The 13,665-nt window shown below is 43.9% G+C and carries 14 protein-coding genes; 3 read left to right on the top strand and 11 right to left on the bottom strand.

The genetic code is table 11. From position 1 onward, the window contains the following. Nucleotides 1–24: 24 nt before the first annotated feature. The 11 genes from OCC_RS06720 to OCC_RS06675 form a co-directional block, all read right to left on the bottom strand. Nucleotides 25–513: an adenosine-specific kinase gene (locus tag OCC_RS06720; protein WP_004067025.1), complete on the bottom strand. Its 489-nt coding sequence runs from the start codon at nt 511–513 to the stop codon at nt 25–27. 149 nt (nt 514–662) lie between these two features. Next, nucleotides 663–1,298: a hypothetical protein gene (locus tag OCC_RS06715; protein WP_004067027.1), complete on the bottom strand. Its 636-nt coding sequence runs from the start codon at nt 1,296–1,298 to the stop codon at nt 663–665. Next, nucleotides 1,237–1,386, bottom strand: a complete 150-nt coding sequence (locus OCC_RS12835) for a hypothetical protein (protein WP_238565045.1) — start codon at nt 1,384–1,386, stop codon at nt 1,237–1,239. The genes OCC_RS06715 and OCC_RS12835 overlap by 62 nt, the downstream gene beginning before the upstream one ends. 93 nt (nt 1,387–1,479) lie before the next feature. Next, entirely contained in the window at nt 1,480–1,923 is a 444-nt protein-coding gene (locus tag OCC_RS06710) for a molybdenum cofactor biosynthesis protein MoaE (protein ID WP_004067028.1), read from the bottom strand. Then, nucleotides 1,913–2,611: a ThiF family adenylyltransferase gene (locus tag OCC_RS06705; protein ID WP_004067030.1), complete on the bottom strand. Its 699-nt coding sequence runs from the start codon at nt 2,609–2,611 to the stop codon at nt 1,913–1,915. Before OCC_RS06705 ends, OCC_RS06710 begins: the two co-directional genes overlap by 11 nt. 1 nt (nt 2,612) lies before the next feature. Continuing rightward, nucleotides 2,613–2,882: a ubiquitin-like small modifier protein 1 gene (locus OCC_RS06700; RefSeq protein WP_004067032.1), complete on the bottom strand. Its 270-nt coding sequence runs from the start codon at nt 2,880–2,882 to the stop codon at nt 2,613–2,615. A gap of 62 nt (nt 2,883–2,944) precedes the next feature. Beyond that, nucleotides 2,945–3,451, bottom strand: coding sequence for a CDP-2,3-bis-(O-geranylgeranyl)-sn-glycerol synthase (locus OCC_RS06695; protein WP_004067034.1), 507 nt, complete (start codon nt 3,449–3,451; stop codon nt 2,945–2,947). Between the two features lie 33 nt (nt 3,452–3,484). Further along, nucleotides 3,485–4,018: a GbsR/MarR family transcriptional regulator gene (locus tag OCC_RS06690; protein WP_004067036.1), complete on the bottom strand. Its 534-nt coding sequence runs from the start codon at nt 4,016–4,018 to the stop codon at nt 3,485–3,487. Further along, complete coding sequence (locus OCC_RS06685) at nt 4,018–4,242, bottom strand: Lrp/AsnC ligand binding domain-containing protein (protein WP_004067038.1); 225 nt, start codon at nt 4,240–4,242, stop codon at nt 4,018–4,020. Before OCC_RS06685 ends, OCC_RS06690 begins: the two co-directional genes overlap by 1 nt. A gap of 109 nt (nt 4,243–4,351) precedes the next feature. Then, complete coding sequence (locus OCC_RS06680; protein WP_004066164.1) at nt 4,352–5,935, bottom strand: B12-binding domain-containing radical SAM protein; 1,584 nt, start codon at nt 5,933–5,935, stop codon at nt 4,352–4,354. A 53-nt stretch (nt 5,936–5,988) separates the two neighbouring features. Further along, nucleotides 5,989–7,596, bottom strand: coding sequence for a B12-binding domain-containing radical SAM protein (locus OCC_RS06675; protein WP_004066165.1), 1,608 nt, complete (start codon nt 7,594–7,596; stop codon nt 5,989–5,991). Nucleotides 7,597–7,747: 151 nt separating this feature from the next. On the opposite strand from OCC_RS06675, the gene OCC_RS06670 reads away from it, so the two are divergent. The 3 genes from OCC_RS06670 to OCC_RS06660 are packed head-to-tail and all read left to right on the top strand — an operon-like array spanning nt 7,748 to nt 13,626. Then, nucleotides 7,748–9,994 (top strand): hydrophobe/amphiphile efflux-3 (HAE3) family transporter, encoded by a 2,247-nt coding sequence (locus OCC_RS06670; RefSeq protein WP_004066166.1) that lies wholly within the window; start codon nt 7,748–7,750, stop codon nt 9,992–9,994. Continuing rightward, on the top strand, nt 9,991–12,696 hold the full coding sequence (locus OCC_RS06665; protein ID WP_004066167.1) for a COG1361 S-layer family protein: 2,706 nt from the start codon (nt 9,991–9,993) through the stop codon (nt 12,694–12,696). The genes OCC_RS06670 and OCC_RS06665 overlap by 4 nt, the downstream gene beginning before the upstream one ends. Nucleotides 12,697–12,738: 42 nt before the next feature. Further along, nucleotides 12,739–13,626, top strand: a complete 888-nt coding sequence (locus OCC_RS06660; RefSeq protein WP_004066168.1) for an LEA type 2 family protein — start codon at nt 12,739–12,741, stop codon at nt 13,624–13,626. Nucleotides 13,627–13,665: the final 39 nt, after the last annotated feature.

Genomic DNA, 13,665 nt, shown 5'->3' with positions numbered 1-13,665 from the left:
AAAAAGAGGTGAAATATTAAAAAGCTAATCTATAGTGTAGCCAATTTTTTCGACAAGTTCCCTTCTCTCTTTCTTCTGTTCGTTGGTCTCAATTCTAGTTGCGGCTTTTCCATCTACTATTCCGAGAACAGAGCGTCCAAGTTCTGTTTCGGCCACTATAACCTGCATGGGGTTTTCACTCGCACCGTAGATCATGGCCACTGCCGGGTGGTTTTTTATGGTGTTGAGTACGTTTATTGGGAAGGCGTTTTTCATGAGGATTACAAAAACATGGCCTGCTCCAATCTTTAAAGCATTTTTTGCAGCCAATTCTTCGAGTTCTTTATCGTTCCCGGTGTATCTTGTTAGTTGTGGCTTCGCCTCGTTCATGGCAATTCCAAACTTTATTCCGGGAACCGCTGTGAGAAGGGCTCTAGCTAAGTCATCAACGGTGAAGATTGAGAAGTTCCCCTGACCGATGATGCATTCTACCCCCTCTGGTTTTTCTACCTCTACAACCTCTATTTTGACCATTCCCATCACCATCTACTACTTAATTTTTCACTACATAAAAACTTTTTTGGACGTTATATCCTCGGGGTTGGTTCAGTGGGCAGTATTCCAACCCCATTATATCCCCAGAGGCATAATATTCCAGTGCTCTGCAATCATGGCATGTGGAGCTAAATGGACAGAGTTTGCACCCTTTTATGTCTTCCTTTCTCAGTTTCCAGAATCTTTTCAATCTGCGTTTCCCGAGTATCTGCTTTAGGCTTAACTCTTTTACACTCCCCACTACAAAATTCCGCAAAAGAGGGCAGGTCAACTTTTCTCAGTGAGCCCGGAAAAAGTACATCAAGGTATACCTCACCAGGAAACGAAAAATCCGCAATATTTCCAATTTCATCTCCTTTAATCATGAGAAGTACAGCATACGCTCCGCCTATACTTTGAAGCCTTTTTATATTTTTGTGAGAATATCTAGCTTCTACAATAGGCTTAACATTTGTTGGGAAGGATATCTTCTCGAAGTCTTCAAGTCTAACAACGGGATAGACGTTCTCAATTGGAAGTGTTGCAGAGAAGCGAGAAAGCTCTTCCAGAAGAGATAAATTGTCATAATTTGTCAGATAAAGATCTTTGCCGGAAATAGTTGAGAACTCCCTTATTACTTCTTTTATCCGCTCAAGCTCTAGGGGAGTATCTCGAAGAATGAACTTATTGTTGCCAATGCATCCTATTGATCGCGGTATTCCTTCAATCCCTGAAACTCCCTTTTCCTGAGCCGAGTTGCAGTATAAGTCTTTCGAGCTTTCCATTGTGTTCTCTTTCCACCCATGGTGGTTTTGCTAAGGTAACGATGTTTTGAGCCTTGATAAAAGCTCCATCGTTACCACTTATCTCCATTTAATCACCACTAACTACACAATGAGAAGCCTTATTAATTTTACTATTTCTTGTTGTTTTTAAATTATGATTAATAATAGTTAAAAAGGAGCTTTAATGTACCTTTTTGTCGGGTATTGCCTTTTCTCCTTCAATCCAAAACACACCTTCATCGGTCACTTCTTTCTTCCATATTGGAACCCTCTTTTTCACTTCATCTACAGCCCAAATACAGGCTTCAAATGCTTCTTTTCTGTGCTTTCCGGCAACTACTATGAGAATTGTGTTCTCTCCAACTTCAAGCTCGCCATAACGGTGCCATATAACCATATCCAATATTGGGAATTTTTTCAGGGCCTCCTCTCGAATTCTCTTCATCTCTTCTATCGCCATTTCTTCATAGGCCTCATAAATGAGCTTTTTAACTCTCCTGCCGTGGCTCTCGTTTCTAACTTTTCCGAGAAATATCGCGATTCCCCCACTTTTTGGAGACGAAACAAGCCCAACGGCTTCAGCGATGTCAAAATCCTCGGGTTTTTTGAAGAGTCTAATCTTCAAGGTCGATCACCTCAAAGGAATTGTGCATTAGATCAACAATGAGCAGTTTGTTTGCTAAGACTTCTCCTTTGCCAGTCAACAGCTTTATAACCTCTGCCGCTTGTATGGTTCCTATAACTCCAGCTGTTGCCCCTAAAATCGGGAACTTTTCTTTCTTCTTTGGTGGTACTGGGAAGATTTCTTTAAGACTCTTTGTCTTTCCGGGAATGATAGTTGTTACTTGCCCGTAAAGGCTCTCAACGGCTCCGTGAACAAGGGGAATTCCCCTTTTATGGGCAAACTCATCCAGAAGGTATCTCGTCTCGAAGTTGTCTAGGCAATCAACAATAACATCAACGTCTTTGAGAACTTCTTCTATGTTCTCCCTCGTTAGCCTTCCAACAAAGGTTCCTATCTTTATATCCGAGTTAAAGCGTTCAAGCTTCCATTTAGCTGATAGTGGCTTCGGGTTCTTTCCCAAGTCTTCTTCCCAGTGAAGAATCTGCCTGTTTAAATTGCTCAGTTCTGGGAGTTGTTCATCTATGAGCAAGAGGTTTACTCCCGCAGCTGCCAAATAATAAGCGACGGGGCTTCCGAGTCCTCCTACACCTACAACGGCCACTTTACTCTTTTTGAGCTTCTCTTGCCCTTCAATCCCGAAAATCCTAATCTGTCTGTCGTATCTCTCCAGTTCCTTCTCCGTCAGCATATCATCCACCACTTGTGGGCGGGAATAAAGCTACAATGTCGCCATCTTTTAATTCCTCATCGAAAGAAGCGTATCTGCCGTTCCTTGAGATGTTCACATCTGCGCTATCATCGTAGTCTTCACCAAAAATTTCCTCTTTAAACTTGGGGTGAAGTTCTTTTATCTTCTCAACAAGGTCTCCTATCTTACTCCCCTCTGGAAGATCAATTTCCTCTTCTCCTGTTCCAGCTAGCTCCCTAAAGCGGGCAAAATACCTCACTTTTACCTTCATCTTCTCACCATCTAAAATTACTGGGTGTGTTTTATAAAAGGTTTGTTGTAAAATGAAAATACTTACCATGGAACGCTTTTCCACTTTAGCTTATACGCCAAAACGTTGGCTCCCCAATGGATGAAGGGAGTTACAAGGAGAAGGAACAATACCTGTCCAGTCGTGAGAGTTTTTATTGGATAAGCTAAAACTAGTGCAGAAACTAAAAAGCCCCATTGGTCGAGACCAACTGCTGGATAACCTCTTTCCATACCTATTCTCCTCTTAACAAAGCTCCCGATCAGGTCTCCGAGAAGAGCTCCAAAGGAGAGCGCAAAAGCAAGTTTTAAGGCAATCGAAAACGAGCCATAAAAATCAGGCTTGATTTGATATTGAATAACCCCTATTAAAACTCCCGTAAAAAGTCCTCCGAAAAAGCCCCTCCAGGTTTTCCCATCACCAAGAATTCTCTTTCCATCGACAAAACTCTTTCCAAAGTCCATTGGTGTTTTGCCTTTGAAGATCACTGGGGAGGCATTTGCAAAATACGCTGGGAGAATGTACCACAAAGCTTCGAGCAGTTCATTCATTTAACCACCGCCCTAATTAACTTGGGCTTGTTTTTAAGGGTTTTCACTATTTAGCTTTTCTTCAAGGCACTCTAAAAGGGCTTTCAGAACTTGCTCATCCTCATTTTTCAGGAAGATGTTTAAGATTTTTTCCGTAATCGCGTTTCTTTGGAGTGCAAATTCTATTCTCTGCCTTATTTTCTCTGCCTCTTCGCTTTTATCGTTTTCCACTTCCTTCAAAGCCTTCAAAAGGTTTTCTCTGGTTTGCTTGACGTCTTCCTCTATTTTTTTATAGTATGCCTCTTTTCTCCACTCTCGGATATTCTTTATTGCTGTATAATATGCCCTCTTATCTCCTGGCTTTTTGATCCTTTTTACAAGTCCAATATTTTCTAGGAGCTTCAGTGCGGTGCTCACGTGAGAAAGCGAGTATCCAGTCCTCTCGGCAATTTCTCCTAGGCTTAACGGTTCGTCTTCAAAGAAGAGAACTCCGTATATGTATCCATAGAGCTCACTTAACCCGAATCTTCTTGCGGTATTTGCGAAGTGCTCCATCATGATCCTTTTAGCTTCCTCAACTCCCACCATTATCCCTCCTCAATGATCAGCACTTCAGCATATAAAGCTGGGCTTTCATTCAAAAGTTTATTCTTGAGCTTTGAAAGCTCATGAATATCTTGTACCTTAACTTTAACGATTATATCGTAATCTCCATAAAGCCTGTGCGCTTCTAATACGCATGGAAAGGAATTCAAGCTTTTCATAATTTCACTATTATCTCCCTTTGTGACTAGTAGTATGAAGGCTTTCATGCCTCATCAAAACCTTTATCGTGCTTCTAAGTTATAAAACTTTCGGAATTTCCGAAAGTTATGGGGGGAAGTAAAAGAATATAAAAAGTGGAGTGTGTAGAAGAATTCTCTAGGCTTTTGTTTTTCTTTTCTGGTTCATAGCTTCATGAAACATTCTTAGATAAGCCATGATGTGACGCGTATAAACCTCTTCGAGAATTCTAATAGTGCTCTCGTCAAGCTTCTTCGCGGAGTTTAATATTCTCTTCTGAACAAGAAAGCTCTCCACTGGAAGCTTCAGAAAGTTCTTTATGTAGTGAGGCATCCTTCGGACAACGTAGCCTTTAGCGCTGCTCAGAACGGGCTTTGAATACTCCTCAGCTTTCCCCATAACGCTATGAAGCCACTTCTTGAAGTAAAACATATACGTCTTTTCCCTACTTTCAAAGTACAGCCTCCAGAGCTTTTCTTTTGTTCTGATTACCGGTCGTAGAACGTCATAAAGATCCCAATTAAGTGTCAAAAGAGACCTCTCTTTGAGTGCCTTATAGAAGGAGTCACTGCCAGGCAGTGGAGTGTATATTGATATCTGGAGGGCATCTAAGCCATGATCACCGAGCATTTGAACGAACTTGTAAGTTGCTTTTCTGTCTTTCCTTGACTCGTAGGGTGCTCCAATAATGACTCCTCCATAAGTGATTATTCCCTGCTCGCTGAGCAGTTGAACAGCTCTCAGTGTGTCATTCTTTCTTAACCCCTTTCTCATGCTATTAAGAACTTCTTCACTTCCAGATTCAATTCCCATAAAAGCAACTCTAACACCTGCATCCGCAAGCTTTTTGGCAATTTCGGGATGTTTTGATATTATATCTGCCCTTATCTGTATGATAAAGTTAATCTCGTTGAGCCCGTTCTCTATTATAGCATCGAGAAGCTTAAGCCTCTCTTCATATTTGAAGGGAACAACGAAGTTATCATCAACAAAGAAAACCCAGTTGTAGCCGAGGCTTTTTATGAAGCCCAGCTCTTCAATTACCCTCTCATTGCTCTTGAATCTCCATGCGTGCCCCCACATCGCCGAGGCACTGCAGAACTCACAGTTGTAAGGGCATCCCCTTGAAGTCTCCACAGAGGCTATCCTTGCGTTTTCCCCGAGAATTGTTGCCCTGTATGTTTTTGAATCAACAAGGTCATAGGCGGGCATTGGAAGCTCATCAAGGTTAACGATTGGCTCCCGGTAGGAGACTTTCACGTCCCCTTTTTCCACATAAGCTATCCCCTTAACATTTCTTATGCTCCCTCTCTCCTTCAATGCTTTAACCAGCTCCTGAAACGTGTTTTCTCCCTCTCCTATAACTACTGCATCGACCCCTTCGCGTAGAACGAGAGGATATGTAAAGGTCGAGTGATGACCTCCGAAGACCACAAAAGAATCAAGCCCCTCTTCTCGCATTCTTCTAACGATTCTCAGAGAGGGATTCACATAGGTGGATGCTATGGTTGTGAAGCCCACAATGTCTGGGTCAAATGCCTCTATCTCCGCCACGGTCTCCTCTTCCGCCAGTCCCCTTGCCTCCGCGTCTATGACCTTTACCTCGGCGACTTCCCTAATGGCTCCAGCAAGAGATAAGATCCCCAACGGGGGAGCTATGTATCCGTAAGCCGATGCATATCCGCTCTTTCCCGGGTTTGTCCTAACAAGGGCAACTTTCATTTTTCATCCCCAAATCATAGTTCTAACTTGAGGCGTATAACTTTTTTACTTGCTCAATAAGCTTCCATAAGGCTTGGCTGGGAATACCAGCGGTGTTCTTCTACCTCAATCCGAATATCGAGCGGCTCAAGAGGTTTTACCTCGTAGCCCCTGCTCCTGCCCCACTTCTCGATCTGCCTTATGACGATCCTAGTTCCAAGCCTCGCCAGCGGGTAGAAAGGTATCAGGAACGGGTTGTTCTTCATAACCGCGGGCAGGCCCCTTGTGACTTCCTTCATCATGTGCTTCCAAGCGTAGTAGAGGTGGAGGAACTGGCCGTAGGTTATCATCTCGTCGATCTGGTAGAAATCCTGGTTCTTGAGCAGGCCCATCGGAACGAATGCCAGCGGAGTCACGGTGAAGTGCGCCCTGTTGCCGAGCTTTTCCTCAAGCTCCCTCTCCATCGTGACTATTAGCTGGGCAGTCATTATCTCATCCTCATCAGTGTCGCCAGGCAATCCCAGAATCGTTGTGTATGCAGGGAACCAGTAGTTCTTGTTGAAGACGTACGTCCCGTTGAGGAGAACCCAGGGCCACTCCTCCGGTGAGAAGGGCTTCATCTTGTTGTTCATGTACTTCCCGATGAGCCTCGGCGAGGCAGTCTCAAAGCCGACCTGAATGCCTATCCAGTGATTCGGACCAGCGTCAACGATGCGGGAGATTTCCTCTATCATTCCTGGAGCGGCCAGGGCACCGGCAACGGCCCCGTGGGTCGGGTTCACGTTCTTCGTGTATTTTCTAGCTATTTCAAACAGCTCAACAACGGCTTCAGCATTCGGGTAGAAGTTCTTCTTATCCTCGACGCGGTAGAGGAACACGTCCTCGCTGTGGAACCAGGCGTGATCGATTCCAGAGTTTACGTTGAGCCTTATCTCCTCTTCTATCCTCTCCAGCGGTATGTGGCGAGCGACCCTCAGGTTCGGCTCGCAGAAGCGGCAGCCCCTTCCACAGCCCCTCATCACCTCGACGAGGCCCTTATACGAGGGCGCCACTATCGTCGGGATCTCCTCCACCCGCGGCCAGCCCTTGATAAAGATAGTCTCGTCGGCGCTCCCGCTCTCGATGTCCTTGAAGAGCTCCCCCGCAACGTGGTCGACTTCTCCGATTACAACGTGGTCTATCCTCAGCCTCTCCCTCTCCTCCTTTCTGAAGTCAACCTGCCAAGCCCCCGGCCCGCCGACGACGATTTTGAAGTCCAGCTTTTTGGTCTCCCTTATGCGGTTTATCTTCTCCACCAGCTCAAGGAACTTGACCTTGGTGTAGTTCGTCCACTTGCCACCGTTCGTGAACATCATGCTGACAGGCCCCAGACCGAGCGGATCCATCTCGTAGAGGGCAACGATCCTTGTATCCTTCCCTATGAACCGCTCCAGCCTGCGCGGGTGGGCGACTACCACTTCGTCCCTCCTGAAGCCGTCCCTGAGAAGGGCCGCCTCAACCTTCCTGAGGCCATAGGGCGCTTGAGCCAGAACGCCGTTCTCATCGGGCAGCTGGGTGTCAAAAAATCTGAAAACCCACTTCGGGAGCTTGTCGTAGGGCGCACAGCCGAGAAAGTCTAGCAGAGGCACGTCGTGGTACGTGCTCGTCAGCGTTTCGTCGGTAGTCAAGACTATTTTGGCCATAATATTCACCCTCATACATATGTAAAAAAATTTGCATATTTAAGCTTATCGGATTGCCTTATAATGGGACTTTTTTTCAGTAAAGTTTTTAAGCAATATCCTCAAAATCTTTCGGAAAATTCCGAAAGTTCAAAAGTCTAGAGGTGAGAGAATGCTCAAGAAGCTTGCGAGGATAATAGTGAAATACAGGGTGGCATTTTCATTGATAGCTCTATTCTTGCTAATTCTCTCTCTATACGGAGTTCAGTTGCTTGAATTCGAAAGCGACCTCACTAAACAGCTTCCCCAAGATTTGCCGGCAGTGAGAGATTATTTGACACTCCAAAATGAATTTCAAAGCGGCGATTCTGCTCTTATAATTGTCAAGGTGGCCTCTATTGAAGAGGGAGGAGTTTACGATATTCGAGACCCTGAGGTGATAAAGTCAATCTACGAACTCGAGGAGCGTTTAAGGGAGCATGAATACGTAACGAACACAATGAGCATTGCTGATATTTTTATTCAAATTCTTGGCAGATTGCCTGAAAACGAAGAAGAGGTTAAATTCGTTTTAAATACCCTGCCTCCAGAAGCCCTGCAGGGGTTAATAAGCTCCGATTACAGAACAACAATGGTGATAGCAACTCTTACGGCAGGCTCTGGTTCTCAAGCGGTGCAGAGAATTTATGAGGACATTGAGAGGGATATAAAGGAGGTACGCTTCCCAAAAAATGTGGAGGTTATTCAAACTGGAACAATTGGAATCACATATAGGATTCTGACAATGCTTCAAGGCGATCTAAATAGAACAATGACAATCGCTCTCATCTTTGTGGCGTTTCTGCTGATCTACTTTTACAAATCCGTTTTTAGGGCAATGCTCCCTCTTATCCCCCTGGTATTTGGTGTAATAATGACGCTTGGTTTTATGGGGCTGCTTGGAATCCCAATAGACATGGTAACTACCGTGGTTGGGGCAATGATAGTTGGAATGGGTATTGACTACGGCGTTCACGTAACCAACCGTTATTTTGAGGAAAGGAAAAAGGGCAGGAGTATTGAAGAGGCTGCAGAAGAAGCTGTGGCAGAGACGGGAAAGGCCTTGTTGGGGGCAGCTCTGACAACCATAGCTGGATTTTCTGCATTGAGTCTTTCCCTTCTGCCTTCTCTCCGCAGATTGAGTTTTGCCTTGATAATGGGACTCAGCTTAGCAGCGATAAATGCTGTTGTGATAACTCCTTCGCTTATAATGCTCTATGAGGATATTATGAAGAAAATCAAAGGAAAACATGAGGTTCCTGAGATAAGGGCACATTCTGGTTTTATTGCTAAGTCCTTTAACACCCTTGGCATGATAATTAAGGGACATCCAAAAACAACTCTGCTTGCTGTTTCCCTAATGACTCTCGTGTTTCTTTATGGTTTAACTCAGGTAACAACGGAGGTTAGACTTGAGAAAATGATTCCCGAAGGCATACCAGAAATTGAGGCTATGAAGGATGTTAGATATGAGTTTGGTGGTCAAGATGAGGTGGATTTTATAGTGAAGGCAGAGGACGTAAGAAACCCAGCGGTAGTCAGAGCTATTTATCGCTTTGAGCAGGAGATACTTGCCGACTCTCATTACAACAACGTCTTTGAGACCAACAGCATAGCGGATGTAGTTGTCAGAAAATACGGCTACATTCCCGAAGACAAGGAAAAAATAAAGGAGGCAATAAAAGAGGGGGGAGCCCCTGTAAATGACGACTACTCAATGACTCTAATACAGCTGAAGGGGAACTTTGGTGGGGCCAATCCAGAGAATTTTAGGGCTATCATGCACTATTTTGAAGAGCAGGCAAAAAGTGCAGACTTTCCTCCGGGAGTTGAGATAAGACCCGCTGGTGATTTGTATTTGAACTACGTTTTAGATGGTCTTACAAGTCAGGAGCTCAGCAAGATATCTACATACGGTAGCGTTCTTGTTGTGCTGGTAGTTGTACTGCTTTTCAGAAGGCCGCTAGTTTCGATTGCAATGGTACTGCCCATGTTCCTTGGTGCCCTTTGGACCGTTGGCTACATGGGGCTCGCGGGCATACCTTTCACTCAAACTTTAGCTGGTGTTATCTCGATGATAGTTGGTCTTGGAGTTGACTACGGAATGCACCTTACCCACAGGTTTTTGGAAGAACTTAGGGAGGGCAATCCGTATCCCATAATCTCCGCCCTTGAAGGAGTTGGTCCAGGAATCTTAGTTGGGGCCTTAACCACGGCTGGAGGATTTTTAGCTTTGCTCAGTGGAGAGCTCACCGCAATACACGACTTTGGAAAAACTCTAGCGGTTGGAATCTTCGCTTCAATGTTTGCCGCTTTCACGGTAACACCTGCTTTGCTCCAGATATTTTATGGAAAAAAGATAAGGGGTGAGGAAAAATGAGAAAACATCTTGGACTTATACTGGGACTGCTGATTGTCATGAGCAGTTTTAATTTTGTTTTAGCTGGAGAAGAGCTTCTCTTTGAGGGTTACCTCAACAAAGGAGATTCAATACTTGTTGGGCCACTTGTAGTTGTCCTCCAGGATGTCAAGAGAGACTATGCAGTGAATGAATCGGAAAGTACGTACAAAGCAATGATACTTATCCTGAAAGACAACAAAGTACTTAACATGGATTATGCGTCAATAAAAGTTCCCAACCCGGAAAAAATACAAGAGCTTCTTACAAACACAACATTCCTCTACGCAATGGCAGAAACTCTCGGCTACGATACAACAAATCCCGTAGAGCTCGCCCAATTCTACCTGTGGCTTGAGAGTGCTTCCCAAGAAGAAATTGTAGATGCAGTGTTTAAAACCGTTGAAGAGCATCCTGAACTCGGTATATCAAAAGAGGATCTTCTTATGAGGATCACTTATCCCAATATAAACCTCATAGGGGAAAACGAGACCATAGAAGTTGAGGTTGATGGGGAAAAGGTATCTATTACAGCCCTTCAGATTTATCCAAATGGTGCGAGAATAAGCATAAGCGGCCCTTCTGAGTGGAAAGCCTCGATGATATCGGCATACCTTACTACATGGGCTGAAACCCCAAAGAAAGTTAGGCCGGGCGATGAAATTACTGTCAAAGTCCACATAAAGAACGAAGGAGCTTTAAAAGCAAAATTCATTACGGTGGTTGTGTCTCCAACACCTGTTTCTTTTGCTCCTTCCGGCGGAGGAACGGGTGAGGTAATAGCCCAAGTTGCATCCCAGAGCGGAGTTGTGCAGAGTGTTCTTTTGCCGGTAGATAGCGCAGTGAAGTACATAGAATATCTAGACGGAAAAGAGGAGAAAGTCGTTGAATTCAAATTCAAGGTAAATGAGAACATTGATCCTGGTATTTATCCCCTCTACATTTCACTTGCATACCACGTGCAGATGGGGGAGAATTTGCAAATGCTGCAAGGCTTTGATTATTTCTCCATAACCGTAATTCGAGAGGGAGAAGCAACTTTTGAGATAGAGAACATTGAAAAACCGGAAATAGTTCACCCGGGAGAGGATTTTGAGGTCACTATTGGTCTTAGAAACCTTGGTTTCGAGCCGGCAAAGGAGGTGCTGGTTGATCTCTCTCCTTCATTAGAATTCCAGAATGGAGCGATATTAATCGATAACACAACAAAACAGCACTTTACCTACGTAATAAATACCAACAAGATCATGAAGTATAAGTTCAGACTGCACGTAAGTGAAGACGCCTCTACTGGAAGCTATCCGATGAGGCTGAAGGTTTCATACTACAGCGGTGATTCAAAAGATCAAAGAGAGCAGACCTTTGACTTTTCAATCCAGGTTGTGAGAAGAAATCAGGCCTTTATTGAGATTGAGAGTGTTGAAATGGATCCAAAGGCAATAGAGCCTGGAGATGAGTTTGTGCTTAAGGTAAAGGTGAAAAACGTAGGCGAAGAGAGAGCAAGGGCCTTTTCCTTCAGAATAGAACCGAGTGAAGTAAATGCGCCTGGAGAAGTTACGAAAGTCGATCTATCCTCCCTTCAGAACCTCCCAATACAGGGAAGCCAGAGCATGAGCGAAAACCTTCAAGTTGCCATAAACCAAATAATGGAACAGCTCGCTAGGGAGAACATAAATGCTTTCCTGCCTATCGGAGAGGATAATATAAAGTACTTGCCTGAGCTAGCTCCGGGAGAAGAGAAGATTCTGGAGTTTCACTTAAAAGCAAATGAAAGGCTCGAAAACAGTATTTATCCCCTAAAGGTTTCACTGGAATATCTTAGCACACCAAATGATGAAAAACTAACGGATGACAGGTTAATTGGCATACCAATTCTCGGCAGGGAGCACTTAATAATTTCAAAGGTCTCAACGTCTCCTAGCAGGGTTTTGGCTGGAACGAACAACGTAGAGATAAACTTTGAAGTGGAAAACATAGGCAGTGGAAGTGCTCGTTATATAATCCTAAAACCAATGCCTGAGGATCCATTTGAGTTAAGTGAGACGAGCGAGCAGATAATAAATATAGGTACCCTAAGACAAGGAGACTCAGCAAAAGCCAGCTTCAAAGTAAACATTAAAGAAGGAGCAAAAGGAGGAACGTACGAGATTCCAGTAAAGATAGAATACAAGGACTCATCAGGTAATGCAAGGGAGGATATGATCAAGATACCAGTAATAGTGAATGAAAAACCGAAAATAACTGTTGAGAAAGTTAGCTTTGACAAAACACCAATGCAGGGTGAAGAAGTACTTGTGTACATAAGGGTCAAGAACATCGGCGGAGAACAGGCTGAAAATGTGATAATAGAAGGCGTTGTAAAAGCTGACCAGCCCTTTACGCTATCAAAGAGATCCGATTACATTGGAACTCTTGATCCAGGTAAAGAAGGAGAAGGCGTTTTGGAGTTAAGCATAGCAAACAATGCCATTCCCAAAGATTATACGATTCAGGTAAGGATCAGGGCAGTTGGTGATAAGGAAAGCGGAGATGACAACGTGTACGTCTTTGAGGAATCAATTACGATTCCCGTTAAAGAAAATACTGAAACAAGAAGAAACCTAAGAACTGCTGGGGTGTTTATTGGAGTTCTAGCTTTGGTAGTAATTTTATGGACATACTGGAGAGGAAAAAAAGGTAGCTAACTCTTTTAAGCTTTCAATTCTTTCAATTTTTAGGTGAGAGCTATGGGCATAGGCAAGATACTTGGAGTGATAGGACTCATCGTGTTTCTTTGGGTAGCTTATTTAGGCTATACGCTAATTACTCTAACCCCCCAAATAAGAGCCGAATGGGGATACGTTGATGAGAACACTATCGAACTTGACGTAACAGTATATTTTGGGAAACCTCTCCCAATTTCGGCAAATATTAAGGAAGCAGATTTGTACTGGGCAGGAATAAAGGTGGGCACGCTGAAAGACCTAAAAATTGGATTCTTAAAGGACAGTGCAAGAGGGGTGCTTGTGCTCAAAAACAGAGAGATCGTTGAAGCCCTAAAGGAGCACATAAGAAATGGGGAGCAGAGTGATATCGAGATAAGGGTGAGTGGCTCAATATTTGGTATCCCAATTATAAGGGGAAGTTTTTCACATCCACTCAAGACTGACTTGTTGGATTATATCGGCAACATAACGATAGAGAGCTCTGGGGATTTAATCAAAACTCCTGCGGTAGAGGGAATGCCTTCTAAATGGGGAAAAATTGATGAAAATGAAATTGAGATTTTAAGCGATGTAAAGCTTTACAACCCAAATTCCTTCCCTCTGCCACTTTTTGGGGTCAAATACTACATAGATGCCAATGGGTACCAAGTAGCACAGGGAGAGCTTCTTGAGAAAGTCATAATCCCAGCAAACGGCAGAGGCACTGCAAAAATAAGAACGGTGGTTGATACAAACATTCTTCCAAAGGTAATTGCAGAGCACATAAAGAGAGGAGAGAGGAGCGAAGTAACCTTAAAGCTCACTCTAACTGTGAAGGTGCTCAACAAAGAAGTAGAGATGCCTCTCCCAGAAATCAAAAAGAGAGTTGAGACAAGCATAATTGAACAGTTGAATCTAGCCCTTAGCTGACCTAAACCTTTAAATTTTCCCTTCTATTTTTCATTGGAG

The organism is Thermococcus litoralis DSM 5473, assembly GCF_000246985.2.
Taxonomy (GTDB): domain Archaea; phylum Methanobacteriota_B; class Thermococci; order Thermococcales; family Thermococcaceae; genus Thermococcus_A; species Thermococcus_A litoralis.
This window is presented reverse-complemented; position numbering and strand designations above follow the sequence as displayed.

What these genes read in the sequence shown, in the direction of transcription:
- OCC_RS06700 (WP_004067032.1), bottom strand. Translation starts at nt 2,882, where the DNA reads ATGAAGGTAAAAGTGAGGTATTTTGCCCGCTTTAGGGAGCTAGCTGGA.
- OCC_RS06690 (WP_004067036.1), bottom strand. Translation starts at nt 4,018, where the DNA reads ATGGTGGGAGTTGAGGAAGCTAAAAGGATCATGATGGAGCACTTCGCA.
- OCC_RS06685 (WP_004067038.1), bottom strand. Translation starts at nt 4,242, where the DNA reads ATGAAAGCCTTCATACTACTAGTCACAAAGGGAGATAATAGTGAAATT.
- OCC_RS12835 (WP_238565045.1), bottom strand. Translation starts at nt 1,386, where the DNA reads ATGGAGATAAGTGGTAACGATGGAGCTTTTATCAAGGCTCAAAACATC.
- OCC_RS06660 (WP_004066168.1), top strand. Translation starts at nt 12,739, where the DNA reads ATGGGCATAGGCAAGATACTTGGAGTGATAGGACTCATCGTGTTTCTT.
- OCC_RS06715 (WP_004067027.1), bottom strand. Translation starts at nt 1,298, where the DNA reads ATGGAAAGCTCGAAAGACTTATACTGCAACTCGGCTCAGGAAAAGGGA.
- OCC_RS06720 (WP_004067025.1), bottom strand. Translation starts at nt 513, where the DNA reads ATGGTCAAAATAGAGGTTGTAGAGGTAGAAAAACCAGAGGGGGTAGAA.
- OCC_RS06675 (WP_004066165.1), bottom strand. Translation starts at nt 7,596, where the DNA reads ATGGCCAAAATAGTCTTGACTACCGACGAAACGCTGACGAGCACGTAC.
- OCC_RS06705 (WP_004067030.1), bottom strand. Translation starts at nt 2,611, where the DNA reads ATGCTGACGGAGAAGGAACTGGAGAGATACGACAGACAGATTAGGATT.
- OCC_RS06695 (WP_004067034.1), bottom strand. Translation starts at nt 3,451, where the DNA reads ATGAATGAACTGCTCGAAGCTTTGTGGTACATTCTCCCAGCGTATTTT.
- OCC_RS06670 (WP_004066166.1), top strand. Translation starts at nt 7,748, where the DNA reads ATGCTCAAGAAGCTTGCGAGGATAATAGTGAAATACAGGGTGGCATTT.
- OCC_RS06665 (WP_004066167.1), top strand. Translation starts at nt 9,991, where the DNA reads ATGAGAAAACATCTTGGACTTATACTGGGACTGCTGATTGTCATGAGC.
- OCC_RS06680 (WP_004066164.1), bottom strand. Translation starts at nt 5,935, where the DNA reads ATGAAAGTTGCCCTTGTTAGGACAAACCCGGGAAAGAGCGGATATGCA.